The sequence below is a fragment of the Ruegeria sp. CL3 genome, from assembly GCF_056536505.1.
In genome coordinates this window covers 1-25,529 of record NZ_JBQFPT010000013.1, presented here as the reverse complement: position 1 = coordinate 25,529, position 25,529 = coordinate 1, and the positions used below count along the sequence as shown (strand labels likewise).

22 protein-coding genes and 1 pseudogene are annotated in these 25,529 nt (G+C 59.4%); 6 read left to right on the top strand and 17 right to left on the bottom strand.

Features of this window, described 5'->3' with window-relative positions; genetic code table 11:
* Positions 1-55 precede the first annotated feature (55 nt).
* Positions 56-994, top strand: coding sequence for a c-type cytochrome (locus tag ACR0NO_RS18280; RefSeq protein WP_480724990.1), 939 nt, complete (start codon positions 56-58; stop codon positions 992-994).
* A 61-nt stretch (positions 995-1,055) separates the two neighbouring features.
* Here ACR0NO_RS18280 and ACR0NO_RS18275 read toward each other — a convergent pair whose 3' ends face one another.
* From ACR0NO_RS18275 to ACR0NO_RS18195, 17 genes are all read right to left on the bottom strand, one after another.
* Positions 1,056-1,508, bottom strand: a complete 453-nt coding sequence (locus ACR0NO_RS18275) for an SRPBCC family protein (RefSeq protein ID WP_480724988.1) — start codon at positions 1,506-1,508, stop codon at positions 1,056-1,058.
* A gap of 106 nt (positions 1,509-1,614) precedes the next feature.
* Positions 1,615-2,427: an XdhC family protein gene (locus tag ACR0NO_RS18270; RefSeq protein ID WP_480724986.1), complete on the bottom strand. Its 813-nt coding sequence runs from the start codon at positions 2,425-2,427 to the stop codon at positions 1,615-1,617.
* 12 nt (positions 2,428-2,439) lie between these two features.
* Positions 2,440-3,630, bottom strand: coding sequence for a vWA domain-containing protein (locus ACR0NO_RS18265; protein WP_480724985.1), 1,191 nt, complete (start codon positions 3,628-3,630; stop codon positions 2,440-2,442).
* Entirely contained in the window at positions 3,630-4,496 is an 867-nt protein-coding gene (locus ACR0NO_RS18260) for an AAA family ATPase (RefSeq protein WP_480724983.1), read from the bottom strand. The genes ACR0NO_RS18265 and ACR0NO_RS18260 overlap by 1 nt, the downstream gene beginning before the upstream one ends.
* A gap of 100 nt (positions 4,497-4,596) precedes the next feature.
* Positions 4,597-7,014: an aerobic carbon-monoxide dehydrogenase large subunit gene (locus ACR0NO_RS18255; protein WP_480724982.1), complete on the bottom strand. Its 2,418-nt coding sequence runs from the start codon at positions 7,012-7,014 to the stop codon at positions 4,597-4,599.
* Entirely contained in the window at positions 7,011-7,505 is a 495-nt protein-coding gene (locus ACR0NO_RS18250) for a (2Fe-2S)-binding protein (protein ID WP_170380391.1), read from the bottom strand. Before ACR0NO_RS18250 ends, ACR0NO_RS18255 begins: the two co-directional genes overlap by 4 nt.
* 12 nt (positions 7,506-7,517) lie before the next feature.
* Complete coding sequence (locus ACR0NO_RS18245; RefSeq protein ID WP_480724981.1) at positions 7,518-8,351, bottom strand: FAD binding domain-containing protein; 834 nt, start codon at positions 8,349-8,351, stop codon at positions 7,518-7,520.
* 139 nt (positions 8,352-8,490) lie between these two features.
* Positions 8,491-9,588 (bottom strand): MHYT domain-containing protein, encoded by a 1,098-nt coding sequence (locus tag ACR0NO_RS18240; RefSeq protein WP_480724979.1) that lies wholly within the window; start codon positions 9,586-9,588, stop codon positions 8,491-8,493.
* Positions 9,589-9,726: 138 nt separating this feature from the next.
* Positions 9,727-10,818 carry a ferritin-like domain-containing protein gene (locus ACR0NO_RS18235; RefSeq protein ID WP_480724978.1) on the bottom strand — a complete coding sequence of 364 codons (1,092 nt, stop codon included), beginning with the start codon at positions 10,816-10,818 and terminating at the stop codon, positions 9,727-9,729.
* The gene (locus tag ACR0NO_RS18230) at positions 10,815-12,719 is read right to left on the bottom strand and encodes a GMC family oxidoreductase (RefSeq protein ID WP_480724976.1); all 1,905 of its coding nucleotides are present in this window, start codon (positions 12,717-12,719) and stop codon (positions 10,815-10,817) included. Before ACR0NO_RS18230 ends, ACR0NO_RS18235 begins: the two co-directional genes overlap by 4 nt.
* Positions 12,716-13,192, bottom strand: a complete 477-nt coding sequence (locus tag ACR0NO_RS18225; RefSeq protein ID WP_480724974.1) for a hypothetical protein — start codon at positions 13,190-13,192, stop codon at positions 12,716-12,718. Before ACR0NO_RS18225 ends, ACR0NO_RS18230 begins: the two co-directional genes overlap by 4 nt.
* On the bottom strand, positions 13,179-14,120 hold the full coding sequence (locus ACR0NO_RS18220; protein WP_170529163.1) for a hypothetical protein: 942 nt from the start codon (positions 14,118-14,120) through the stop codon (positions 13,179-13,181). The genes ACR0NO_RS18225 and ACR0NO_RS18220 overlap by 14 nt, the downstream gene beginning before the upstream one ends.
* 57 nt (positions 14,121-14,177) lie before the next feature.
* Positions 14,178-17,513, bottom strand: a complete 3,336-nt coding sequence (locus ACR0NO_RS18215) for an adenylate/guanylate cyclase domain-containing protein (protein ID WP_480724973.1) — start codon at positions 17,511-17,513, stop codon at positions 14,178-14,180.
* 159 nt (positions 17,514-17,672) lie between these two features.
* A complete protein-coding gene (locus ACR0NO_RS18210) occupies positions 17,673-18,026 on the bottom strand; it encodes an antibiotic biosynthesis monooxygenase (RefSeq protein WP_170473662.1) in 354 nt (117 codons plus the stop codon).
* A 259-nt stretch (positions 18,027-18,285) separates the two neighbouring features.
* Entirely contained in the window at positions 18,286-19,746 is a 1,461-nt protein-coding gene (gene xylB / locus ACR0NO_RS18205) for a xylulokinase (RefSeq protein WP_480724972.1), read from the bottom strand.
* A gap of 71 nt (positions 19,747-19,817) precedes the next feature.
* Positions 19,818-20,024 (bottom strand): hypothetical protein, encoded by a 207-nt coding sequence (locus tag ACR0NO_RS18200; RefSeq protein ID WP_425084585.1) that lies wholly within the window; start codon positions 20,022-20,024, stop codon positions 19,818-19,820.
* Between the two features lie 75 nt (positions 20,025-20,099).
* Positions 20,100-20,729, bottom strand: coding sequence for a response regulator transcription factor (locus ACR0NO_RS18195; RefSeq protein WP_247748029.1), 630 nt, complete (start codon positions 20,727-20,729; stop codon positions 20,100-20,102).
* Positions 20,730-20,950: 221 nt separating this feature from the next.
* On the opposite strand from ACR0NO_RS18195, the gene ACR0NO_RS18190 reads away from it, so the two are divergent.
* The 5 genes and pseudogenes from ACR0NO_RS18190 to glyA all read left to right on the top strand — a co-directional run.
* Positions 20,951-22,192, top strand: a complete 1,242-nt coding sequence (locus ACR0NO_RS18190; RefSeq protein WP_480724970.1) for an aminotransferase class V-fold PLP-dependent enzyme — start codon at positions 20,951-20,953, stop codon at positions 22,190-22,192.
* A gap of 28 nt (positions 22,193-22,220) precedes the next feature.
* On the top strand, positions 22,221-23,417 hold the full coding sequence (locus ACR0NO_RS18185; RefSeq protein WP_170661481.1) for a malate--CoA ligase subunit beta: 1,197 nt from the start codon (positions 22,221-22,223) through the stop codon (positions 23,415-23,417).
* Positions 23,417-24,304 (top strand): succinate--CoA ligase subunit alpha, encoded by an 888-nt coding sequence (gene sucD, locus ACR0NO_RS18180; protein WP_170380404.1) that lies wholly within the window; start codon positions 23,417-23,419, stop codon positions 24,302-24,304. Before ACR0NO_RS18185 ends, sucD begins: the two co-directional genes overlap by 1 nt.
* A complete protein-coding gene (locus ACR0NO_RS18175; RefSeq protein ID WP_480724969.1) occupies positions 24,304-25,275 on the top strand; it encodes a 2-hydroxyacid dehydrogenase in 972 nt (323 codons plus the stop codon). The genes sucD and ACR0NO_RS18175 overlap by 1 nt, the downstream gene beginning before the upstream one ends.
* A 74-nt stretch (positions 25,276-25,349) precedes the next feature.
* Positions 25,350-25,529: pseudogene (gene glyA / locus ACR0NO_RS18170) on the top strand (serine hydroxymethyltransferase); the annotation flags it as partial.

Below are 25,529 nucleotides of genomic sequence, written 5' to 3'. Positions count from 1 at the left end.
CTTTCACGGACCGGGCCCGCGGGGTCAGAAATTACATAACCTGAGGAGAAAAGAAATGAAACTTCTGTTGAAAGCAGTCACGATTGCGTCTGCAATTGTTGCAACCCCGGCTCTTTCGGAAAGTTGGACTTTGTCCTCGGATGCCTCTCATCTGGCCTATGGCACGATCAAAAAAGACACCGTGGGCGAGGTCAATTCCTTCACCTCGCTGAGCGGTCATGTCAGCCCTGATGGCAAGGCCGAGATCGAGATTGATCTGTCCTCGGTAGAAACCAATATCGACATTCGCAACGAACGGATGATCGAATACGTGTTCCGCAAGGCAGGCACCGCTGCTTTGACCGCTGAATTCGACATGGATGAGGTCTCGGGCCTTGCCGTGGGCGCATCGTCGATCATCGATGTCGAGGCCGCGTTGTCTCTGGTCGGGACCGAGATCGAGTTCGACGCCGAGATGTTCGTGGTGCGACTGACCGAGACGTCGGTGATGGTTTCCACCAATGATATGGTCTTTCTCAGCACCGAGGATGCAGGCGTGGATGCAGGCGTCGACAAGTTGATGGAACTGGCCGACCTACCCGGCATCACGCGGACCGTACCGATCACCGCGCGGCTTGTATTTACCATGGACGATAACAAGGCCGAAGCCGCGCCCGTCTCTCCGGTTGCAATCGCCGCAGTGGACGGGGATCTCAAAGCGGGCAAGAAGGTCTTTCGCAAGTGCAAAGCCTGCCATCAGCTGAAAGAAGGCCGCAATGGTGTAGGGCCCTCGCTGTTTAATGTGGTGGGTGCATCTGCGGGGCAGGTGGATGGGTTCAAATATTCCGGCCCGCTTGCCAATGCCGATCTTGTCTGGACGCCGGAAAATCTGGCGGCGTTTCTGACCGACCCCAAAGGGTTTCTGCCCGGCAATAAAATGCAGTTCCCCGGCCTGAAGAAAGAGGCCGATATCACCAATGTCATCGCCTACATGCAGGATGAGGCTCAGGGCTGACGAAAAAAAGGCGATGTGGCAGACACTGCCACATCCGCTGGATGCGCGTTAGGCGCGGCGCTTATTGAACGAATTGTTCTGCAACGACTTCTCCGAACTTGTCGAAAAACTTGCCAGATAGCTTTTTGGCCGTCCCTGCAATCAGGCGGCTGCCCAATTGTGCGATCTTGCCGCCGATCGTAACCTTGGCGGTGTAGGACAGAACCGTTTCATCCCCTTCGGTAGTCAACGATACATCCGCACCGCCCTTGGCAAAACCCGCAGCGCCGCCTTTGCCTTCGCCGGACAGCGAAAACGCATCTGGCGCCTGAGAGTTGTCCAGCGTCACCTCGCCGTTGAAGCGGGCTTTGACCGGGCCGATTTTCAGGACGACTTTGGCCTCGAGGTGTTCAGGCGAATGCTGGATCAACTCTTCGCAACCCGGAATGCATTCGCGCAGCACATCGGGATCGTTGAGCGCACGGTAAACGGCATCCTTGGGGGCAGCGATGCGGATTTCGTCAGTGAGTTCCATCTGGGGGGTCCTTTTTCAACAACATTTCGGAAAGACACGGAGGGCTTTTTCGGTCGCCTCCTCCGCGGTCAACTCGGGCTGCGCCGCCTTGAAAGCGTGCAGCCAGCTAAGCCATTTTCTCATCATGGGACGTCTCCTGGGATTTGTCAGAATTGCGCCACATGATGATTTCAGCCAAAATCGAAAGCGCGATTTCATGCGGGTCGATCGCGTGGATATCCAACCCGGCGGGCGATTTCAGGCGCTTGGTCTGCTCTGTGCTCAGCCCTTGTGTTTCCAGTTTGGCACACAGCACTTCGGCCTTGCGGCGGCTTGCAACCATGGACACGCGGCGCGCGGGTGACTGCAGTGCAGCTTTCAATGCCGCTCCGTCGCCTTTGCCTTGCGACGCCACCACAACAAAATCACGCGCTTCAACGCCCAATGCGTTCAGGTCGTTGGGATCAAAGGGGGTGTATTTCACCGTGTTTTCAGCACCCTCAGGCAAACACACGCGCAACCCAGCCAGTGCCGCATGGGACGCCAACGCCTGCGCAATCGGAGAGTCTCCGAATATGATCAAGCGCGGAGCGTGTTGATAGGGTTCGATCAGCATGTCCACTGTCCCTCCGGATGGGCACCCGCTTTTGTAGGTCTGAACACCGTCCGGGTCGGCCATAGACACAACCTTGTCCGAGGGTTTGACGCGGATCATTTTCGGCTCACCCGACATCAACGCCTCTTGTGCCGCGGCGCGAACCGCGCGTTGTATGCAGGCACCCCCCAGATGGCCTAGAACCGTACCGTCGCGGGTAATGGCCGCCTTGCCTCCGGCCTTTGCCGAGGTCGCATCGGCGGTGCGCAGAACTGTCGCCACGCAAAAGGCGTTGCCGGTGCGGCGCAGCTCTTCAATCGTGTCGAAAATGTCGAAACCTGCCATCGGTATATCCTTTCACAGTTTTCTGAATTCGGGTTCCAGCGCCGCCAGCGCCTCAAGCGTATTGGCGGGCAGATGGGCATCCAGATGGGGTTCTGCGGCCTGTATGGCAGCGGCAACCGGTTGGTAATTCTGCCAGCCTTTCAGCGGGTTCAGCCAGACGACCCGGCGCGCTTTGCGTTGAATCCGTTCCAGAACCTGCCCCAAGGCCTGCGGAGTCGTGCTGCAATACCCATCCGACAAGATCAGCACGATCGTCCGTCCGTTCAGCGCCCGCGCGCCGTAGCCGTCCAGAAAGCTTTCGAGACTGCCAGAGATGTCGGTCCCGCCGCCAAAACCCTCGGCCATCAGTGAAAGCCGTCCCGCAGCGCGGATTGAGTCGTGATCGCGCAGTGCGTCCGTCACGCGCATCAGACGGGTGTGGAACAGATAAGCGTCGGCTTCGGTTCCGCTGCCGATCAGGCCCTTGAGAAACGCCAGGAAGACTCGGGAATAAACGGTCATCGACCCACTGACATCGCATAGCGCAACGATCCGCATCGGTCGCGGCGGTCGCGCACGGCGATAGAGGTCCATCGGCTCTCCACCCCGCGCCAGACTGGCCCGTTGTATCCGCCGCATGTCCAGCGTCCGGCCACGTGATGCTTGTTTACGTCGGCGAGATCGGCGGTCGCGGATTGCCCGGGCCAGCTGTGTTGCGGCCCGTTCAGCCTGTCTCAGCGACTCGTCATCCATCAATTCGCGCAAATCCCGGCGCGACAGGTTGGCCGTTCGGGTCGCAATCAGCTTCCCATCCATCCCTTCGGCCTCGCCGTCGCCCGGATCAGGAGTGGCGGCTGCCTGATCTGTATCCGTTTGCGGATCCTGTTCGTCTTGTGCTTGCTGCTGCCAGATCTTCGGTTTCGCCGACTGTACCCGTACGTGAGCGGTCTGCGCTGTCCCACTGCGCTGCTTGCCGACATTGAACCAGTAGGCGTCGAACAGCTCATCAAAGCGTCGCCAATCCTCGGCGCTGCCTGTCAGCAACACGCACAAGGCCTGCCTGGCCTTTGTCGCGTCGGTTGCCTCGACCGCCGCCAAGGCGGCCAGCGCGTCACCGGTTTCGGCGGGACCCACGCGCAATCCGTTCATCCGCAGATGGGCCATGAAGCCGCTCATGCGGTCCGCCAAGCCTGCCGCGCGTGAGGGGAACCGGGTGACCTGCATCACGCGACCTTCCCGATCAAACGATCCAGAACCTCAGGCGGAGCGGCATCATAGTCGGCGGCTGTTTTCAGCAGGCAGACCAGCGTAGCATGCACCTCGCCCCGAGACTGGGCCATGTCGTTCACACCAAGCCCAGACAGGGCGGCGGCCCAGTCCAGCATCTCGGCAATGCCCGGCGTTTTCTCGAGGTCTTCCTTGCGCAGGGCCTGAACAACCCCGACGATCTGACGTGCCAGCAACCCTTCAACAGAGGGCATACGCGCCTTCAAGATAGCCATTTCCGTCTCGCGCGAAGGATAGCCGAGATAGCTATACAAACACCGCCGCCGCAACGCGTCGGACAGGTCCCGTGTGCCATTGGCCGTCAGGATCACAATCGGGCGGGAGCGTGCCTTGACTGTCCCAAGCTCCGGAATCGTGATCTGAAAATCTGACAAAATCTCAAGCAGATAGGCCTCGAACTCCTCATCTGCACGGTCAATCTCATCTATCAAGAGAACCGGAGGGTCGTCTTCACTGATCGCCTCCAAAAGGGGCCGTTTCAGAAGGTAATCATCCGAGAACAACTGCGCTTCGCTTGTGCCGCCTTGCGCTTCGCTCGCGCGGATGGCCAGCAATTGTCGTTGGTAGTTCCATTCGTAAATGGCGTGGCTGGCATCCAGCCCCTCATAACATTGCAAGCGGATCAAGCGCGCGTCGTGTTGGGCAGCCAGAGCCTTCGCGACTTCGGTCTTGCCAACGCCTGCCGGACCTTCCAGCAGCAAGGGCCGCCCCAAAGTCTGCGCCAGATGCAGCGCCATCGCCAACCGATCATCAGCAACATAGCCTTGCGCGGCCAACCCGTTCTGCACATCACTCAAAGTCAAAACCAGGATCCATTCTTCAACTGGCCAAAAATATCCCGGGGGTCCAAGGGGGCAGAGCCCCCTTGCCTTGGTCGGATCAGCTAGGCCGATCCGAACCCAATCACCCATGCATCCCCAACCCATTGGCGATCTTCCAGATCCGCCAGTGGTCATGCGGCATATGGCTCTGCACCAACCCGAAGGGTCGGAACGCATCATGCACCGCATTCGAGAAACAGGGCACGCCACCCACATTCGGGCTTTCCCCAACCCCCTTCGCGCCAATCGGATGGTGCGGGGAAGGGGTCACCGTGTAGTCGGTGATATAGTTCGGCGTCTCCCACGCGGTCGGCAGGAAGAAGTCCATCAGCGTGCCGGTCTTCACATTGCCCATCTCATCATAGGCAATCTCCTGCCCCATTGCGATGGCCAAGGCCTCAGTCACACCACCATGGACCTGCCCGTCAATGATCATCGGGTTGATCCGGGTGCCGCAATCATCCAGCGCATAGAACTTTCGCACGTCCCACTCACCGGTATCCACGTCGATCTCCATGACGCAGATATAGGCCCCGAACGGGTAGGTCATGTTCGGCGGGTCATAATAACTGACCGCCTCCAGACCGGGTTCCAACCCCGGTATCGCTTGGTTATAGGCGGCAAAGGCGATTTCTTTCATAGTCTTGAACCGCTCGGGCGCGCCTTTGACACAGAACCGATCCACGTCCCATTCGACATCGTCGTCGTGGACCTCAAGCAGATAAGCCGCGATCATCTGCGCCTTGGCGCGGATTTTGCGCGCGGCCATGGCAGTCGCTGCACCGGCAACGGGCGTGGACCGAGAGCCGTAGGTTCCCAGACCGTAGGGCGCAGTATCGGTGTCGCCTTCCTCCAAAGTGATATCATCGGCGGGTAGACCGATCTCACTGGCGATGATCTGGGCAAAGGTCGTGGCATGGCCCTGACCCTGTGAAATCGTCCCCAACCGCGCGATGGCGGACCCGGTCGGGTGGATCCGGATTTCGCAACTGTCGAACATACCAAGCCCAAGGATATCGCAGTTCTTCACTGGCCCGGCACCCACGATTTCGGTGAAATGCGTCAGACCAATTCCCAGCAGCTTGCGGGTTTTACCAGCCTTGAAGTCCTCAACCCGCTGTGCCTGTTCCGCCCGCAGACCTTCGTAATCGACGGCCTTCAATGCCTTGTCCCAAGCGGTATGGTAATCGCCCGAGTCATATTCCCAGCCCAGAGCCGACTGGTACGGGAACTGATCGGCCTTGATGAAGTTTATCCGGCGCAGCTCGGCCGCGTCCATGTTCAGTTTGATGGCCAGAACCTCGATCATGCGTTCGATGAAATAGGCGGCCTCGGTCACGCGGAAGGAACAGCGATAGGCCACCCCGCCCGGAGCCTTGTTGGTATAGACTCCATCCACGGCCAGATAGGCGGTGGGGATGTCATACGACCCCGTACAGATGTTCATGAAGCCTGCAGGGAATTTGGTCGGGTCCGCACAGGCGTCAAAGCCGCCATGGTCCGCCGTGGTGTGACACCACAGGCCGGTGATCTTGCCGTCCTTGGTGGCCGCGATCTTGCCCTGCATCCAGTAGTCGCGGGCAAAGGCGGTGGACATCAGGTTCTCCATCCGGTCCTCGACCCATTTCACCGGCTTGCCGGTGACAATCGAGGCCACGACCGAGCAGACATAACCTGCATAAGCCCCAACCTTATTGCCGAAACCGCCACCGATATCGGGGCTGATGACGCGGATATTGTGTTCGGCGATGCCTGAGATCAGCGACACAACCGTCCGGATCGCGTGCGGTGCCTGAAACGTGCCATACAGCGTTAATTTTCCGGTCACCTTGTCCATGCTGGCAACCGAGCCGCAAGTCTCCAACGGGCAGGGGTGGGTGCGGTGATAGTACACCATCTCCTCGGCGACCACGTCAGCTTCGGCCAGAATGGCCTCGGTCGCATCCTTGTCGCCTTGTTCCCAGGTGAAGATGTGGTTGTGATGCTTGCGAGGGCCATGCGCACCTTCGGTCTGACCTTCAAGGTCTTCGCGCAGGACCACATCGGATTTCAGCGCCTCAAACGGATCGGTCAGAACAGGTAGTTCTTCGTATTCGACATCGATCAGTTCGACGGCATCAGCGGCGATATAGCGGTCTTCGGCGACCACAAACGCGACTTCCTGGCCCTGAAACAGCACCTTGCCGTCGGCCAGAACCATCTGCTTATCACCGGCCAAGGTCGGCATCCAATGCAAGCCCAGCGGAGCCAGATCCTCGGCGGTCAGAACAGCGATCACGCCGGGCATCGCCAAGGCGGCCTCTTTGTTCACACTTACAACGCGGGCATGTGCGTAGGGGGAGCGCACGAAGTCGCCGAACAGCATCCCGTCCAGCTTTATGTCATCGACATAGTTGCCCTTGCCTTGGGTAAAGCGCACGTCCTCGACGCGTTTGCGCGAGCTGCCCATCCCCTTGAGATTGGCGGCGCGTTCTTCGGGGGTCAGTGTCTGGTCGTTCATTCCGCAGCCTCCTTTTGAGCGTTCAGCATGTCAGCCGAAGCCGAGATCGCCTTGACGATGTTCTGGTATCCGGTGCAGCGGCACAGGTTCCCGGCCATGCCAAAGCGAATATCCTCCTCAGACGGGTTCGGGTTTTCCTGCAGCAAGCGGTGCGCGCGAGTAATCATACCCGGCGTGCAGAAGCCGCATTGCAACCCGTGATGTTCGCGGAACATCTCCTGCAATACGCCAAGGCTGCCATCGTCGTTGGTGAGCCCTTCGACGGTGGTGATATCGGCACCGTTCACCTGCGCCACGAAGGTGGTGCAGGATTTGACGGATTTGCCATCGATATCCACGGTGCAGGCCCCGCAATGGCTGGTCTCGCAGCCGATATGAGGGCCGGTGATTTTCAGATCTTCCCGAAGGAAGTGAATCAACAGCGTGCGCGGCTCGGCCAGACCTTCGACCTCTTTGCCGTTCACGGTGAGTTTGACGTGCATTTTCGACATGGTTTCCTCCCCTCAACCCGCGCGGCTTTGCGCACGGTCGATGGCGCGGCGCAGCATCACGCCCGCCACATGTTTCTTGAATTCGACGGGTCCGCGATTGTCGGCCACGGGTTCAATGGCATCCAGCATAGCGGCAACACAGCCGTTCACATCGCCATCGGCCAATGCAGCGCTGGCGCTTTCTGACCAGATGGGGGTGTCCGCCAGATTTGTCATCGCAACCGAGGCCGTGCCATTGCCGACCATCACAGCGGCGGCGGCCGTCGCATAATCCCCGATCTTGCGCTTTTGCTTCTCATACGCCTGACCGACACCGGCCCCCGGCACAGGGATCGAAATCCGGGTCAGGATTTCCTCATCCTCGCGCGCGGTGAAATAGGCGGCCTCGTAAAACTCACGCGCGGCGACACTGCGTGACCCATCGGGACCGGATAGTTCAAAGGTCGCGTTCAGGCACTGCATCAAACCCGGCATGTCATTGCCAGGATCGCCGTTGGCGACATTGCCACCGACGGTGCCCATATAGCGGACTTGAGGGTCGGCGATCTGCAACGCCGCCTCGCGGATCAGCGGAATGGCAGCAGCGAGACCGTCATGGGTGATCAACTCGTGCTGCGTCACCATGGCGCCTAGGGTCACGGTATCGGACCCGACCTCGATGCCTTTTAGTTCATCGATGGCCTGAAGATCGACAAGATGGCCCATCTCGGCCATGCGCAACTTCATCATCGGGATCAAGCTGTGCCCGCCCGCGATCACGCGCGCTTCGTCTCCGTGTTCTTGCAAAATGCCGATGGCCGAGGCGATGTCGCCTGGCCGGTGATACTCAAAACCGGCTGGTATCATGTTTTTCCTCCCTGGGTCCAAGCGGTATACCTTGGGATACCTGCAGTTAGGAAAAAGGGGTGCGCTCAGCGGTTCCAGTCGTAGGGAACGGGGCGCGCAGCTTGTTTCACGAAATGCGAATGAGCTGCACGAGTTGCGATCAAAGGCCCAAAGCGTCGCGGATATCTGACAGGCGAGATCGGCTGACGGGTACTTTACTGAGAGCCTCGACAGAGTCGAAATAACATGTCCCGTTGTCCTTATGCCTCTCAAAGCTTGAGACATGTTTGGGGTTCACCAGATAACTTCGATGGGCGCGCAGGAAGCCATCGGGTTGCAGGCGCGTCTCGGCCTCGGTGATGGACCAAGGGCAGAACAGCTTCTCGGAATCGATATAGAGGATGGTGTAGTGCCCCTCGGCCCGGATGGCGGCAATTTGGGCGGGTTCGGCAAAGAAGGTTTGACCTTCGCGTTCAAACGGCACGCCAGCGCGTAGGGTTGGGGTCGGTTCTGGTTGAGGCGCGGGTGTGGGGGCTGCTGCGGATTCAGGCTTGGGTTCGATGAAGGTGATCCCGGTCAGCAGGAAGGCCCCACAGATCAGGAAAACTGCAACTGTGACGCCCATCGCCAGAATCTGGTTGTCCAGCGCAGGCCCGGCGGCCCCGGCGGTATCGGTGGCCACGAAATCCGTAAGACCAGTCGCGACGAAGTGCATGGAAAATACTGCAATGCCGAAACAGGCCGTGCCCAGCAGGATGTTCCGATGGGTTCGGCTGTCATAGGCCACCCAGATCGCCAGAACCGACAGAACAACCGAGGCCGCGGTCGACAAAACGATGTCGAACAGGCTGTAGATGGGTCGGCACAGCTGCATCCCGGCCATGCCGACATAGTGCATGACAACGATCCCAAGCCCCACAATCACCCCCGCGCCTACGATGGTCGGCGGGTTTCTGGGACGGAAATGCAAAAGCAGCAGCGCCAGCCCTACCATAAGGATGGCAACCAGCGCCGAGATCAGCGTCACCAGCGCGTCGTAGTAGAACAGGATCGGTAGTTGCAGGCCCAGCATGGCAACGAAGTGCATCGACCAGATACCGCCACCCAGTATCACGGCTGCGAGGGCGACAATGAACTTGCGCCGTTGATTGTCCAGTTTCGACGCGCCATGCGTCAGGTACAGACCGGTAAAGCCGGCCATCAGCGCCACGGCCAACGAGGCCGCCACGAGCCACGCATTGTGCGAATAGTCCAACATTGAGATGCCGCGCCCTCCCCAGCGCGATCATGACGTTATCAAACTGAAATTATCCGCACAATCTTTGTTGGCCTCAGCGGAAGACACCTGTTTCGACTGAGGTGCATAAACGGGTCTCGCCGGTTTTTAGGCTACAGGTCAGCCCCGCTTTTTCGGCGCAACGTAGGTCCATGTCGGCCCGGCTGTCTCGCCCGATCCGTCCGGCAATGGGATGCGCATCAGTTTTTGCGCCAGCGACTTGATCGAATACATCGTTGGAACAAGGTCGCGCAAAGCGGATTTATCCTCGTTGAAGGCGATGTGCAGACCGTCCAGCAAACCGGACCACGCCGCGTTGAACTCAGCCGAGATCGCGGCGATTTCGGGGGCGGATTTATAGTTCTCTTCGCTGGGGTCGTCTTTCATCGGAGAGACTGCGCTCCAATCGACGATCAGGTCACCGCCAGTCGGAGGATCGGTCACAAGATCTTCGGGGCGATAGTAGCGGCTGTGCAGGATTTCGTTGAACTTGAAGTAGTGTGCAACGTCCTCATTTCCGGCTGGCCCCGGAATAGTGTCTCCGTCACCCGCTTTGCCACCTAGATCTGCGCCTTCGCCCTCTTCCATAATCTTTTGGATGGCATCAAAAGCCGCTTTGCGACGTTGCGCGGGTGTGCCGGTGATCTCGACAACTTCACCGCCTGCGCCGAAATAGTCGTCATTGGTGATCTGACGCGCGGGGTCGCCGATGAAGATCTCTTTGTCCCCGAACTCCTTACACGCTTCTTCCAGCAGCTTCCTGACATAGGCGTAGAATCCGCCGATGGTGGAATAGTGCCCCCTTAATGCCTTGCGGAGGTCTTTCGGCGCGGTTTCGATCTTGCGAAAGCTCTTGACCTGTTTGGGCGAGAACTTACGCAGACGCACCTCTGGCCCGGCCCCGTTCAGTAGCTCTGTCGGGTATTTCGGCAGCAAGTTGGGATTGTTCAGCTGAGGCGTACCCCCGATCGCGTTCATCACATTCGCCGCAAGAACCATATGTAGCATCTCTTCGACCATGACCTGACGGATCACCTCGATCGGTTCGGCGTTGACGATGGTCGGCTCGGACCGGTCGTATTGCCCTTGCTCGAGGATCGAATAGCAGGCCGTCGCGTAGGGCGGTATTGTCGAAAGCTCTAGCATCAAGGCGTCTTGCAGATGTTTGCAGAGATTTTTACGCGCGGCGTCCAGTTTCTTTTTCGAACTCATTTCGCACCCCTTTTCCGAACGGCCTTCTGGATGGCTCTGGCGGCCCTGAAGGCCATGGCAGACATCGTCAGTGTTGGGTTGGACGTGGCAATCGTCGGCATCGAGCCCGCGCCCACCAGCCACAGATTGTCGTGGTCCCATGCGCGCATCTCGTCATTGGTGACCGAGTTGTGCCTGTCGGTTCCAATCCTGTGCGTACCGACCAGATGGCCTGCACCGAAGAAGGTGTAACCCTTTCCATCATAAGTTAAATACCCCGCATCCGATGGGCTGTAGGAGGTATGGTTCTTGATACCCAGCCGCTGGAAAATCTGCGCGCAGGTGTCATTGGCGGCGGCCAGCCCGGCGCGGGAATAGTCGTCCAGATCATAGCTGATCACCGGGCGGTATTCGCCCATGGGCGTGCGGTAGGCTGGGTCGATGGTCACGCGGTTGGTAGCTCTCGGTAGTTGCTCGACCATCGTGCCAATTCTGACCTGCCGCTGGACATCGTGATAGAGCTTGTCGCGCAGGGCTGTGCCATAGAGGTTGTCCTGCTCGACCAGCCGCGCCACGTCGGAGTTCGGAGAGCCAGCGGCAAAGTTCCATCCCCAATTGCCGATTTCCAACCGGAAGGCTGCGTTCTTGTTCCTAAAGTTCCCGTCCCGGAAATTGGCATAGCTCGAGGTCGATCCCGGCCCACGAAACGGTCCAACCGGCTCGGGCGCGGCACCCCAAGTCATCATGTAAGGGTGATCCATCAGGTTGCGGCCCAGCTCGTCACTGCTGGTGCAAATCCCTGAGGCCAGCGCTAGAGTGACGTTTTCCACCGCACCGCCAGCCAGCACATATTGCTTCCCTCTGGCCCGGCGCAGTTCGTACTGAGGCACACCAGGGAAAGGGTATTTCTTGTAAACGATGCCAGATACACGCCCGCTTTCGGCCAGTTCGACCTTCGAGGCGATGGCCTGCGTGATCGTCTCCATCTGATGCTTGGCTTCGTGCTTGGCATCTTCGAGCGTTTTCATCGCGTTGTATTTGGCCTGAATCGGGCAGATCGGTATGCAACTTGAGTTCCCCTCGCATCGCTGACCCATATAGGCGAATGGTCCGGTTGCGCCGCGCGGGCGGAATTGCTGCCTGCGCTTGTCGCCAACCTGAATGCCCTTGGCAGTTCTTGGCTTGCGCGGAGTTGAGTTCCGGCCCTGCGGCGTGCGCGAGACTTTCAGGTGAACCGTGCTGGTGGCATCCTCGCCGATTTCGATGGGCATCCCATCTGCCTTGGCAAAGAAGCCATCCACGTAAGACGACGGGATCGAATGCATCGGGTAGTCGTATTCCTTGTCGAAATACCCGACATTGTCGTGCCGTCCTGACGTGCGAATACCCAGTGCCTTGGGCGTCTGTTCGTCGGCATCGGCCGAGACACCGATCTCCCACTCGGCGCGCTCATAGTCTGCGCGCAGGTCCTGATAGCCAAAGGGCCAGTCAACGCCTTTGCCAAAGCGGCTTTGCATCTCGAAATCCGCAGGCATCATGCGCAGGCTTGTGCCCAGCCAGTGCAGTGAGGTTCCGCCGAACGCCATCAGATAGTTGCTGCCAAAGGGCAGGGGGCCGCGTTGCACGAAATACCCGTTCGTATCGGGCTCGGTGCCCCGTACCGCCGTGATGTCCAGCACCGAAGGTGAGGGCAGGGTTGGCAGGTTCGGATAGGGAGAGTTCGGCGTCTTGGCCAGCGACAGATAGTACTGATCAAGGTAGGAGCGATACGTTTCCCACGTCTTGCCATGGTCTTCTCCGGCTTCGAGGATTAGAACCGAATGACCGGCCGAGACCAGCTCTTTCGCCAGAATGCCCCCGGCAAATCCGGCGCCCACGATGACCACATCATAGGTCCGGTCGTCATCTGCAATTGCACTCATTTGCCCGCCCCCCGCTGTTTTGGAGGTTCAAGGCCCCATGCGCCAAAGCCCTGTTGCTTGGCCCCTTGGGGATGCGCGCCGATGGCGTCCCAGACCAGCCCTTCCTTGTAGGACCGGGTCGAGATGATCTTGACCACATCAAACCGCGACGCGCCGTAGCTTTCGCGCCATTCCTGCGAAAGCGGCACCCATTGGCCGGTATACCACAGCTGGATCAGCGTCCGCGACAGCGGGCCGAGACACTTGTCCGACAGATAGGTCTGACGCATGATCCGGTCGTCGTCCTGCTTGCCCAGCTCGTCGGAATGAGACAGGAACTCCTTAAGGATCTCGGCGGGCAGGACCTGCCGAAACTGATGCCAGTATTCGCCTGCGCATCCGGTGCCCTGCAGCTCGGCGCTGCTATAACCGGTCAGGGCGGCGCTGACGGTCAGAAAGGCTTGAAACTCGGGGGTGTCATCATGCGTCTTCATGGCGATCCCCATCAATTGCGTCCACATAGAAGCCACGCGGCTCAAAGCAGGCGGGCGGGCTTTCAAAGACTTGCACGGCCACCGGCGTCATATCGGTGAACAGCGTGTGCATGTCGCGGGTCATCGGGAAATCGTTGTTGCCCAGTTTGAGCTTGAAGCTTTTTGCGATGCGTTTGCCCTCTTTCGTGGTCAACATCGCGGTTTCAAACAGGCCCGAGATGGTCCAGCGAGTCCAAACGGTGCGTCCGAGCCCGGTGGCGAATTCGGGGATCGGTGTGCAGTTGGTCAGAGTCCAGTGATCGCCCTTGAGTTTGCCCAGATCAGCCGTCAGATCGTAGACGATGGTTTGCGGATCGTCGGGATTGACCAGTTGGATCCACCATTTCTTAGGTGAGATCGGAGGGTGCCCCTTCATCTTGGCGTTCAGCGATGGAACCTTGTAGTTGAACTGGCCCAGAAACTTGGGCTCTCCGAACGCTTGGCGTCCGGCCTTGACGGCCATGGCGTTGTCTGCGGCCACATGGACGCGCAAATGGCCGATGGTTTTTGTCTGATCCCGGCCGTGCAGATACTCAGTTAGCGACATCTTCGGCACGCCCGGCACCCGGTTCTTGGGATAGGCCAGTAGGTTGAACTCGACCTCGTTCACGAAGCCCAGCGAGTTGTCATAGTGCGCGGTATAGCGCTGGAAGTTCAGCAGGATGACGGCCTTGTTCTCGCCGTCTTCATCGGGAAATTCGGCGACGCAAAGGCCGGTGCCTTTCACAAACTGGCGGGCAACTTCGACCGAAGTGTACCAATACATCCACTGGCATTGCAGCGAGGCATAGTAGAAGGGGAACGTGTCAAACTGCTTTGGCAGTTTCGGCATGACGCCGGTGACATCCGTCTGATGGCACGGGTCGCTTTTGGCTTTTTTCTTTGTCATTTGGCTGTGATCTCCCCCACTGGCTGTGACAATTCTACTTGCTCAAATTCCGCCCGATCATGCCTCCGGCTGTTTTGTTTTTAGGGTTTTCAAAATGGCTTTTGCCTCGACCAGCGCGGGTGCCTTGGTCTTGTCGGCGGCCACGGCTTTCGAGATCTCACCAAGGCAGTTTGACAAGGTCTCAAGCTCGGCCAATTCCCGAATGACATGCAAAAGCGGGCCGTAATGGCCAAGCTGTAACGCCACCATGGCAGCGTCTTTAAGGTGGTCGATCCCGGCGCTGTCGTCCCCGTGGGCCATGGCCAACCGACCGCGCAGGCAGGTCAGCCCGACGACCCAGAATTTCTCACCGCTGTCGTTGGCGAAGGCTTCGGCTTCGTCCAACAGTTCCTCGGCCAGTTCCAGTTTGCCGTGTAGAATAGCCGCATCCGCGTAGAGGCACAGGAAGAAACTCAGACCAAGGCGGCAGCCGGTATCGCGCCATTCGCGCAGGCCCAGGGCGATCTCTTCCAAGGCCTTTTCACCATCGGTGCTTCGGCGCACCCAGCCATTCATGACCCGCGCCCAACCGCGCCAGAACTGGAAAGAATATTCCTCGGACAGGGCGATCAAAATGGCCGAACTGTCTTGAACCGTCGCCTCATCGCCTCGGAAATGGGAAATCCACCCGAGGAAAGCATTGGCGAAGGACTGACTGAACGGGTGCGCGGTTTCTTCCGCATGGACCAGCGCTGCCTTGATCGCTTTCAGGGCGCTGGCTTCGTCGCCTGATAGCCAGTAGGAAAGCGCGCGATAGCCCTGAATGGCAACCGCAAGGTCAACCACATCGAAATCGAGGCCCATGAAGCGATGTTCGATGGACAGATTGACCTCAAGCCCGGCCTCAAGATGTTTCAGCGCGTCCTTGGGATGGCCCAGATAGGTCTGCAGCGATCCCATTGAGCGTTCGGCCGAGACAATGGTCAGCGGGCTCGACAAATCCTGACAGAGCGACACCAGCCGATCCGCATTCTGTTTCGATATTTCATATTCCCCGCCCAACATGGTCGAGCGGAACTGCCCGTAGACCACTTTGAACAGCCGCTCTGTCTCACCATACTCGCGGCAGAGGGACTGCGCCCGCGCATAGGCCGACAGAACCGACTTGTGCGCATAACCCCTAACGAAGGCCAGAGGCACGGCGATCATGATCTGCATGTCGATCTCACGCCGGTCACGTTCCTGCGCCTGCGGCATTTCCTGCAAGCATTCCAGAGCATGCTGCAAATGTGTGATCGCCTCGACATTCGCCGAGTGGTCCAATGCCTGCCGCGCGGCGGTCATCAGTTTGCCCTCGGCGGCGGGGTAGTTGCCGGCGCGCCAGTAGTGATGGCCCAAAATTTCAGGCTCTCGAGCGACGGTTTCGGCGTATTTCTCCTCAAGAACCGCAGCGATTTGGCCATGCCAACGTGAGGCTGTCGAGCGCAGCATGGACTGATACGCGGCATCCTGTACCAGCGCATGGCGGAACCGGTAGGCATCTGCCGTACCCGGCTGGCCTGCGGGTACGATCAGTTCGGTCTCAAGCAGTTGGTTCAGCGCTTCGCTGATGTCGTTTTCGGTCCAGTCCAGAACCTCGGACAGTAGCTTGCGCTCAAAGTTTCGGCCGATTGCGGCGGCGACCTGCACGATCTCGCGGCTGGCCGACAAACGGTCCAATCTGGCCATCAGTGAGTCCTGCAGCGATTCCGGGATCGCCATGGACAATTCGGCCTGACTCTGGCCGCGGTTGACCAAAAGACCGGACTCCATTGCCATCTTGGTCAGTTCTTCGACGAAGAGCGGCACGCCATCCGTGCGGTCGGCCAATTGACTGAGAACTTCCGGCGACGGCCGCACGCCCGAGATGCTTTCAACCAGCTTATATATGTCACGGCGTACAAGCCGATTCAGCTCCAGACTGGTGACATGGGACTGGTTGCGCCATGGCGACTGGAACTCGGTCCGGGCGGTCATCAGGATCAGGCAGCGGCGGTTCGACACCTGTTCGATCCAGCCGTTGACGAATTCCAGTGTTGAGGCGTCGAACCAATGCACATCGTCGAGCAGCAGCAGCAAGGGATGGTGCTGTTCCAACCCCGCGCACAATTGCAAAAGGGCCTCGATCAGCGCGCCCTTCTCCCGCTCGGGGCCCATCGGCGCGACCAGAGAGGTGCTGTCTTCCAGTCCCATCAGGCGCAGGATAGGTGCGGCGCAGGTTTCAGCATCAAGGTTCAGATTGGTCAGAAACCGGGTGACTTTATCCCGGCTTTCCTCAGGAGGCGCATTGGGCAACATGCCCGTCAGCGTCGTCAGCGCATTCTTGATCGGGAAAAACGCGCTGCTTTGATGCAAGGGCGATCCGAACAGGGTGAACTGGGTGGAGTCCTCGCTGGTCAGTTTGTCCTTCAGTCCAAATGCGATCTTTGATTTGCCAACGCCCGCGTCGCCGGTCAGCAGCAGAACCTGCCCCTCTCCGTCCAGCGCGCCGTCCCATCTGGACTGGACCAGAGCGATCTCGGCTGTGCGCCCGATAGTCGGCGTCTTGTCGTGCGAGAAGTCTTTGCGCCCGGTGTCAAAGCCGGAAATTTTCGGACCGACAACATAGAGCTGCAACGGTGTGCTGACTCCCGCCAAGGGCGGGCTGCCGATCGAGGTGAAATCCAGACGCTCTCCGATCAGTCTGCGTGTCACTTCCGAGACAACCACCTGACCCACATCTGCCGCAGCCTGAATCCGCGCCGCCACGTTTGGTGTATCGCCAAACAGCCAGACCTTTTCCGAGCTTGATGTGCCTGCCGCCGTGCCCACCACCACAGGTCCGGTGTGGATCCCGATCCGCACATTTGTCGAAACCGACTTGTCCGTCAGTCCGGCATTTCCGTCGCGCGCAGCGCCCGCGATCTCAAGCGCGCAAAGAGCGGCGGAGTAGTGGCTGAGTTCCTGCGCGGTGGGATAGCCGAAGATGGCGACCACACCGTCTCCGGCATAGTTGGCAATCTCGCCGCCGAACTTGGTGACGGTCCGGCCAACCAACTCGCGGTATTGCGTGATCAGTTCACGGTAATCCTCGGGGTCGAGTCTTTCGGACAAGGCCGTTGAACCCACCAGATCGCAGAACATGACGGTCAGTTGGCGACGTTCGGCCACGTCTTCTGGTGCGTCCTTGGGAGAGGGCAAAGGGGCAGCCGGTGGAGGACTGTCCTGACCCTGCAGCGAAGACCCACAAGCGGTGCAAAACTTTGCATGTGCCATCGCTGACGCACCACAGGACCCACAGGCTAGGGTCAGTGCATTGCCGCAGCCGTGGCAAAAGTTGGACCCGGCAAGATTGGCCGCACCGCATTTGCTACAATTAACATTCGGACGTCCCAATTTGGCTGCCCCTGAGCGCTGAAATTGCGCCGTATATGAAACAAAGAAACAATTTCGCTTTCTTTAGTATCACACAATCTACAATTCGTCGCCCTTGAATTGTGCGCTGGTTTTGTGTGCCCGCAAAGGGTTACTCACTGGTGCGGGCTGGTACTGTGGTTAGGACCCCGCTTGCGGTCGCAGAAACCCTCCAATTCTGTCGATGTTTTCGACCAGAAAGAACGGGCTGTCAGAGCCTGGTATGGGCTGAAAAAGCTGCCCATGGTCTTTTTTGAATGCGGTAAAGATCGGGCCGGTCACATGGTCCATAAAAGCTTGGAAGTCCTTGTAGATTTCGATGAAAACGACGGTGCCGTCACTGGAAGGCGGTGCCGAGTTTTCGCCGCCCGTGTGGATGAGGTAGCCCCAGGTGTCCTCTTCCTGCTTCACATCTTGGGCCAATTGCTTGAGGGCTGCGATCCCCTCGGCCTCTTGTTCGGGTTTCAAATACCAGGTCGCGATTATGCTATACATATCGATAGTCCTTTCGAGAGGCAGGTCTGCGTCTTATCCGTGATCATCCCTGCCTAGACGGGTCAAATTGATTGATCTTTGTGGCGCGGCAGCCCTCGGGAAATGAGGGTTCAATATGCCGAAAGAAAGCCCGCAATAGGTTCGTTGGATGAGGGCCACGCACCCCTTATGCTAGCATATTGTGCGCCGGGCTGGCAAAACTCAGATGTTGCCTGAGGGTGTGAGCGGTCCTGACTGTCACTGAGCGACGGCCCGAATATCAACCCCTTGTGGAGATTTGGCGCAGAGGTCCATAGGCCGCTTTGAACTGCGCCTTGGCTACCTCGTAATCTGCGGTTTTGCTGCCGTCGGGCAGAACGCGTTCGCCGATGCCAGGGGGTTTTAGGATGTCTTCCGGGGATGCTCCGGTTTCGGCGATCTGGGCAAGACGTGCGGCCCCCAGTGCCGCGCCGAATTCTCCGTCCTGGGGCAGCTCGATTGGCACGTTCAAAACTGTTGCAATCAGCTTGACCCAATAGCGCGATTTTGTACCTCCGCCGATGCCGATCAGCCGATCAATCCGCGCGCCGGTCTTTACCAAAGCGTCATACGAGTCGCTCAGACCATAGGCGACCCCCTCAAGTACGGCGCAGGTCAGATCGCTCTGGTCGGTGTCTTTTCCCAGCCCGGTAAAGCCGCCGCGAATGTTGGCGTCGTTGTGCGGCGTGCGCTCACCTGAGAGGTAAGGGTAGAACTGCACGCGCCCCGGCGCTCGCAGCTCCTCGCCCAATGCGCGCGTTAGGTCGGCGGGTTTTTGGCCGGTGATCTGCCCTAGCCAATTCAGGCTGTCGGTTGCAGACAGCATGACGCCCATCTGATACCAGCGATCGGGCACGGCATGGCAAAACGTGTGCAAAGCCGAGGCGGGGTCGGGGTGGTAGCCATCGCGCGCAGCCAGCAGCACTCCGGAGGTGCCAAGCGAAATGAACCCGTCCCCTTCGTTCAGAGCACCCAGGCCACAGGCCGCCGCGGCGTTGTCTCCGGCACCGCCTGCGACGGTGACGCTATTGCGCAGACCCCAACGGCTGGCAAGATCGGCGCGAAGGGTACCTGCGGGCTGGCAGCCCTCAACCAGACGGGGCATCTGAGAGTCCGACATTTGCCCGGCGATCAACAGCTCCTCGGACCATGTACGCCGCGAGACGTCCAGCCAGGATGTGCCAGCGCTATCCGACATGTCAGCGACGTAATCGCCTGTCAGATAGTAGTTCATATAGGCCGCAGGCAGCAGAACCTTCGCGATACGGGCGAAGTTTTCCGGCTCATGTTCCCTGACCCAGAGCAGTTTGGGGGCCGTGAAGCCGGGGAAAACGATATTGCCGGAAATGTCGCGAATTCCAGGCAGGGCGTCCAGAAGCCGGGCCTCGGCATCCGCGCGCGTGTCGTTCCACAGAATACAGGGCCGGATCACGTCACCGTTGGAATCCAGCAGCGTTGCGCCGTGCATGTGGCCCGCTACGCCAACGGCTCGCAGATCGGCAAATTCGGGATGGGCGTCCCGCAACGCGGCAACCGCCCCCTCTAGCGCCGCGATCCATTCGGCGGGGTCCTGTTCGCTCCAGCCAGGATGTTTGTGTTGGGACGTGCAGGAATGCTCTGCCGAACCGAGCACGCTGCCGTCCTCTGCCAAGAGCAGGGCGCGCAGCCCGGACGTTCCCAGATCAATGCCAAGGTAGCTCATACTGCGTCGCCTCTGAATTCACATGTTTGCAAACGGTTTATTCTGTTTTTGCGGAGTCTGCAAAGCGCGGATCAGCCCCCGATGTAGCTGCCGGTCTTTGGGCGATAAAAAATCTTCTGATCATGCAGCTTGCCCAGGAGATCATGCATCCGGCGGATGGTGTCTTCGTTGGTCTCGTCCCCCTCAATGGAATAAGAGGCCATCGCCTGTCGCAGGGCCTGTTCGATCAGTTCCATATCCTCGATGGAGAGTTCGAACATGTCATTATATTGCGGCATTTGAGGTCCTCCGGCTGCGGGTGTGAACCCAAAGCATGCCCGGAAAACCCCGAGTTTACTAGATTAAGGTCCGTATCAGTCCCGTTGCATCCGCGCTGCGTAATACTGCGCGATGGCTTGGGTCCGGTTTTTGACGCCCAGCTTGTCGTAGATGTTCGACAGGTGGAACTTAACGGTGTTCGTCGAAATCTCGAGCTCTTTTGAAAGTTCGCGGTTGGACATGCCCTGCGCCAGCGCCTCGAGGATGGTGCGTTCCTTGCGCGACAGGCTTTCGATCGGGTCCTGTTGCATTTTCCGTACGTCGATGAATGGAAACACCATCTTGCCCGCGGCCACCTTCTCGCAGGTGTCCAGAAGCCCTTCGACCTCGCCCGAGCGTGCGGCAAACCCGGCAGCCCCGGCCTGCATCGCAAGTCGTGGAACGTCGGCATTGGCATCGCCATAGACAACGAAGCGCGGTGCGCTGGCTTGGTCGCGCAGCACCTCGATCAGTTTGGCAGCGCCAAGGGCGGGCAATGTCCAGTCCACCACGCCGACCTGAACAGGCACCCGCATGACCGTGCCAAGGAATCCTTCGGCCGTGGCCGAAGTCGCAACCAATGAGAATCGCGGGTCGCGTTCAAAGATCTCCGACATCGCCGACAGGACCAGAGGGTTGCCGTCTGCCAGCATGACGTCGATGGGCTTTGATGGAGCTTCAGCCATATGAATTTGCCCTTAAAGTTCAAAAAACCACCCAAATGGGTGGGTACAGTTTTGGTATACTATCGTATTTTTACACCTTTGGGTAGGTAATACCCAATCCTATTAGGCATGCTAAATCAGTAGTAAGTTACGTTGCGTGATCTGGCAAGACCACGTTTTCTACACGGCAACTCAACCAAAACGGGCCGCTAAGCCTGAGAAACAGCCGAGGAAGCCGCACAATGACTTTCCAGATTTTCCCTCCGCTCGAAATCCCCGAGACCCTTGCAGCGGGTCCCGGACCCGGCAACACGGATGCCCGCGTTCTGCAGGCCTTTGCAGGGGCAGGGGTCGCCGATCACATGCAGGGCGACGTTCTGCGAGGAATGATCGAGTGCAAGCACATGCTGCGCGAAATCTGGGGCACGCAGAATGCCTATACCTTTGCCGTCGCTGGCACGGGTTGGAGCGCGCTGGACACCATGTTCTCGGCCGTCATGCCGGGCGACAAGCTTGTGGCTTTTGCCAACGGCACCTTCTCGGGCATCGACGCGCTGACCTTGCGGATCAAGGCAGCGACGCCCGCCGAACACGCAGCCAATCCGCTTGACCCACAAGCTGCCAGCGTCACCGTGATTGAGGTTCCGCATGGCCAGTCTGTCACAGGAGAAATCGTCGAAGCAGTCCTGGCCGAGCACAAGCCCAAATGGGCGTTCATGGCCCACTGGGAAACCGGGTCCGGCCGGATCAACGACATTCGCGGTTTTTCGGACGCGTGTGAGCGTCACGGCGCGATGGGTCTGATCGACGCGGTGTCGTCGCTGGGCGTGGATGACTTTTCGATCGACGACTACCCCGGTATCGCAGGCTGGGCCTCTTGCCCGCAGAAAGGTCTGTGCTGCCTGCCGCTGACCTACGCTCCGGTTAGCTTCACAGATGCCTTCATCGACAGCCTCAAGACCAGCGGTGCCTACACCTATGTGCACAACCCGATTTTCGAGGCGCGCCATTGGGGTATCGTCGATGGCAAGGACGTCGAGAAAGGCACCTATCACCGGACGCATTCGGGCTATGCCGTGGCCGCCTTCCACGAGGCGCTGCGTCTGACATTGCAGGAAGGGCTTGCCAAGCGCGCAGCGTCTTACCGCATTCACGAACGCGTCCTGCGCGATGCCGTGGTCGAACTGGGGTGCGAGGTCACCTCGGACATGCCGAGCTTGATCGTTCTGAACCTGCCGCCAGAGCTTGCCGGTCGCGAGATGGAATTGGTGCAGAACTGCCGTGCGCGCGGTTTTGGCATCTGGCCCACGCTCAGCGCGCCTGTGCAAGTGCGGATCGGTATCCTCAACCAATTGAACCGGAAATCCGTCAGCCGGATCGTGCGCTTGTTTGCCGAGGCGATGCGCGAACTGGGCGGGCAGATTGATCGGGACGCAATCGAAGCCCTGCTGGAAAGCCGCTACGGCACTTCGATGGCTGCTTAATTTCACTGCAAGAACGGGAGGATTGCAGATGGATATTCACGAATATCAGGCGAAAGAACTACTTTCGAATTTCGGTGTCGAAGTACCGCCCGGTGCTTTGGCCTATAGTCCGGAACAGGCGGCCTATCGGGCGCGTGAACTCGGGGGCGACAAGTGGATCGTCAAGGCGCAGGTCCATGCAGGCGGGCGCGGCAAGGCCGGAGGGGTCAAGCTGTGCAACACCGAAAACGAGATCTACACAGCCTGTGATGACATGTTCGGACGCAAGCTGGTCACACATCAGACCGGCCCCGAAGGCAAAGGGATTTACCGCGTTTACGTGGAAGCTGCGGTGCCGATTGATCGCGAAATCTATCTTGGTTTCGTACTGGATCGTTCGAGCCAGCGTGTGATGATCGTTGCGTCCTCGGAAGGCGGGATGGAGATTGAAGATATCTCCGCCGAGCGCCCGGACAGCATCGTGCGTTCGATCGTTGAACCCGCAGTGGGTCTGCAAGAATTCCAGGCCCGTGAAATCGCGTTCCAACTGGGGCTGGAGCCGAAGCTGATCCAGCACATGGTTCGCACGCTGCAGGGCTGCTACGCCGCCTTCAGTGATCTGGACGCCACCATGGTCGAGATCAACCCTCTGGTCATCACAGGGGACGACCGCGTTTTGGCGCTGGACGCGAAGATGAGCTTTGACGACAACGCCCTGTTCCGTCACCCGCAGATCGCCGAGCTGCGCGACAAAAGCCAGGAAGACCCGCGCGAAAGCCGCGCCGGTGACCGGGGCCTGTCCTATGTTGGTCTCGACGGCAATATCGGCTGCATCGTGAACGGCGCCGGTCTTGCGATGGCGACGATGGACACGATCAAACTGGCTGGCGGAGAGCCTGCGAACTTCCTCGATATCGGTGGTGGCGCCTCGCCCGAGCGTGTGGCCAAAGCCTTCCGTCTGGTTCTGTCGGACGACAATGTGCAGGCCATTCTGGTGAACATCTTCGCCGGTATCAACCGTTGCGACTGGGTGGCCGAAGGCGTCGTACAGGCACTGAAAGAGCTGGATATCGACATCCCTGTCGTCGTGCGCCTGGCCGGTACCAATGTGGAAGAGGGTCAGAAGATCCTCGCCAAATCCGGCCTTCCGATCATCCGAGCCACCACTCTGATGGAGGCGGCCGAACGCGCTGTCGGCGCATGGCGCAACGACCTTACCCAAGGCACCAAGATGAGGGCTGTGTAATGAGCATTCTTCTCGATCGTAACTCGCGCGTGATCGTGCAGGGTATCACCGGCCGCATGGCGCGGTTCCACACCAAGGACATGCTGAACTACGGCACCAATGTCGTGGGCGGCGTGGTTCCCGGTAAAGGCGGCGAAACCGTCGAAGGCGTTCCGGTCTTTGACACCGTCAAGCAGGCGGTTGAAGCAACCGGCGCGGATGCCAGCCTTGTGTTCGTGCCGCCACCCTTTGCGGCGGACTCGATCATGGAGGCCGCAGATGCCGGTATCCGCTATTGTGTCTGCATCACCGACGGTATTCCGGCGCAGGACATGATCCGCGTGAAGCGCTACATGTACCGCTATCCCAAGGAAAAGCGCATGGTCCTGACCGGGCCGAACTGCGCGGGCACCATCTCGCCGGGCAAAGCGCTGCTGGGGATCATGCCGGGGCATATCTACCTGCCGGGCAACGTGGGCATCATCGGTCGCTCGGGGACCCTCGGCTATGAGGCCGCGGCCCAGTTGAAAGAGCGTGGGATCGGTGTTTCGACCAGCGTGGGCATAGGTGGCGACCCGATCAACGGCTCGTCCTTCAAGGATATTCTCCAGCGTTTCGAAGAGGATGAAGACACCCACATCATCGCCATGATCGGTGAGATCGGTGGCCCTCAGGAGGCCGAAGCCGCTGAGTTCATCCGCGATCACATCACCAAGCCTGTGGTGGCTTATGTTGCTGGTCTGACCGCTCCAAAAGGCCGGACCATGGGCCATGCCGGTGCAATCATCTCGGCCTTTGGCGAAAGCGCCAGCGAGAAGGTTGAAATCCTGTCGGCCGCCGGTGTGACCGTGGCCGAAAACCCAGCCGTGATCGGTGAAACGATCGCCCGCGTGATGGAGGCCGCGTGATGGTCAAACCCTCGGTCCTTGTTACCCGTCGCTGGCCTGCCGCCGTCGAGGCGCAGCTGGCCGAGACCTACAACACTGTGCTGAACACCGGGGACAAGCCTATGTCCCCGGCCGAAATCCGGCAGGCGCTGAAATCCTATGATGCGGTCCTGCCGACCGTGACCGATACCCTCAGCTCCGAGGCTTTGGACGTTCCCGGTGCGCAGACGAAAATCCTGGCAAATTACGGCGTTGGCTACAGCCACATCTGCGAGCCCTCAGCGCGTGGGCTGGGCATGACCGTCACCAACACGCCGGACGTGCTGTCCGAATGCACCGCCGATATCGCAATGACCTTGCTGCTGATGGTGGCGCGCCGCGCGGGCGAAGGGGAACGCGAGCTGCGGGCCGGCAATTGGACCGGCTGGCGCCCCACGCATCTGATCGGCACCAAGGTCAGCGGCAAGGTTCTGGGCATCATCGGCTATGGCCGCATTGGGCAGGAAATGGCCCGGCGTGCCCATCACGGCTTCGGCATGCAGATCGTTGTCTACAACCGCAGCAAAATCGCGCCCGAGGTTCTAGCCCAGTGCAATGCCACGCAGGTCGAAACCGTGGATGATCTGCTGCCGCAATGCGATTTCGTCTCGCTCCATTGTCCAGGCGGGGCCGCAAACCGGCACCTGATAAACGCGCGCCGTCTGGACCTGATGAAACCGGATGCGTTCCTGATCAACACGGCCCGTGGCGAGGTGATCGACGAACGCGCCCTGATCCAGTCCCTGACCTTCGACATGATCGGAGGCGCAGCTTTGGACGTGTTCGACGGTGAGCCCCGGATCAACCCCGACCTTTTGCAATGCGACAACCTTGTGATGCTTCCTCATCTGGGCAGTGCCACCCGTGAGGCGCGCGAGGCGATGGGGTTCCGGGTGCTGGACAACCTCAGCGACTTCTTCGAAGGCCGCGAACCGCGCGATCGCGTGATCTAACACGCCCGCATATCAATTCCCTGCTCTGGTCCCTCCGTGGGGCCGGGCTTCGTACCGTTCAGGAGGAAAGCGTCATGAACGCGCCTAATCGTTCAAATGGTTTTTTCACCCAGTCTTTGTCGGACCGTGATCCTGAGCTTTTTGGCTCGATCACGTCCGAGCTGGGCCGTCAGCGCGACGAGATCGAGCTGATCGCGTCGGAAAACATCGTCTCTGCCGCCGTGATGGAAGCGCAGGGCTCGGTGATGACCAAC

Excerpts from the sequence above, each read along its gene's own strand:
- ACR0NO_RS18280 (WP_480724990.1), top strand. The coding sequence starts at position 56 with ATGAAACTTCTGTTGAAAGCAGTCACGATTGCGTCTGCAATTGTTGCA.
- ACR0NO_RS18275 (WP_480724988.1), bottom strand. The coding sequence starts at position 1,508 with ATGGAACTCACTGACGAAATCCGCATCGCTGCCCCCAAGGATGCCGTT.
- ACR0NO_RS18270 (WP_480724986.1), bottom strand. The coding sequence starts at position 2,427 with ATGGCAGGTTTCGACATTTTCGACACGATTGAAGAGCTGCGCCGCACC.
- ACR0NO_RS18265 (WP_480724985.1), bottom strand. The coding sequence starts at position 3,630 with ATGCAGGTCACCCGGTTCCCCTCACGCGCGGCAGGCTTGGCGGACCGC.
- ACR0NO_RS18255 (WP_480724982.1), bottom strand. The coding sequence starts at position 7,014 with ATGAACGACCAGACACTGACCCCCGAAGAACGCGCCGCCAATCTCAAG.
- ACR0NO_RS18250 (WP_170380391.1), bottom strand. The coding sequence starts at position 7,505 with ATGTCGAAAATGCACGTCAAACTCACCGTGAACGGCAAAGAGGTCGAA.
- ACR0NO_RS18245 (WP_480724981.1), bottom strand. The coding sequence starts at position 8,351 with ATGATACCAGCCGGTTTTGAGTATCACCGGCCAGGCGACATCGCCTCG.
- ACR0NO_RS18240 (WP_480724979.1), bottom strand. The coding sequence starts at position 9,588 with ATGTTGGACTATTCGCACAATGCGTGGCTCGTGGCGGCCTCGTTGGCC.
- ACR0NO_RS18235 (WP_480724978.1), bottom strand. The coding sequence starts at position 10,818 with ATGAGTTCGAAAAAGAAACTGGACGCCGCGCGTAAAAATCTCTGCAAA.
- ACR0NO_RS18230 (WP_480724976.1), bottom strand. The coding sequence starts at position 12,719 with ATGAGTGCAATTGCAGATGACGACCGGACCTATGATGTGGTCATCGTG.
- ACR0NO_RS18225 (WP_480724974.1), bottom strand. The coding sequence starts at position 13,192 with ATGAAGACGCATGATGACACCCCCGAGTTTCAAGCCTTTCTGACCGTC.
- ACR0NO_RS18220 (WP_170529163.1), bottom strand. The coding sequence starts at position 14,120 with ATGACAAAGAAAAAAGCCAAAAGCGACCCGTGCCATCAGACGGATGTC.
- ACR0NO_RS18210 (WP_170473662.1), bottom strand. The coding sequence starts at position 18,026 with ATGTATAGCATAATCGCGACCTGGTATTTGAAACCCGAACAAGAGGCC.
- xylB (WP_480724972.1), bottom strand. The coding sequence starts at position 19,746 with ATGAGCTACCTTGGCATTGATCTGGGAACGTCCGGGCTGCGCGCCCTG.
- ACR0NO_RS18200 (WP_425084585.1), bottom strand. The coding sequence starts at position 20,024 with ATGCCGCAATATAATGACATGTTCGAACTCTCCATCGAGGATATGGAA.
- ACR0NO_RS18195 (WP_247748029.1), bottom strand. The coding sequence starts at position 20,729 with ATGGCTGAAGCTCCATCAAAGCCCATCGACGTCATGCTGGCAGACGGC.
- ACR0NO_RS18190 (WP_480724970.1), top strand. The coding sequence starts at position 20,951 with ATGACTTTCCAGATTTTCCCTCCGCTCGAAATCCCCGAGACCCTTGCA.
- ACR0NO_RS18185 (WP_170661481.1), top strand. The coding sequence starts at position 22,221 with ATGGATATTCACGAATATCAGGCGAAAGAACTACTTTCGAATTTCGGT.
- sucD (WP_170380404.1), top strand. The coding sequence starts at position 23,417 with ATGAGCATTCTTCTCGATCGTAACTCGCGCGTGATCGTGCAGGGTATC.
- ACR0NO_RS18175 (WP_480724969.1), top strand. The coding sequence starts at position 24,304 with ATGGTCAAACCCTCGGTCCTTGTTACCCGTCGCTGGCCTGCCGCCGTC.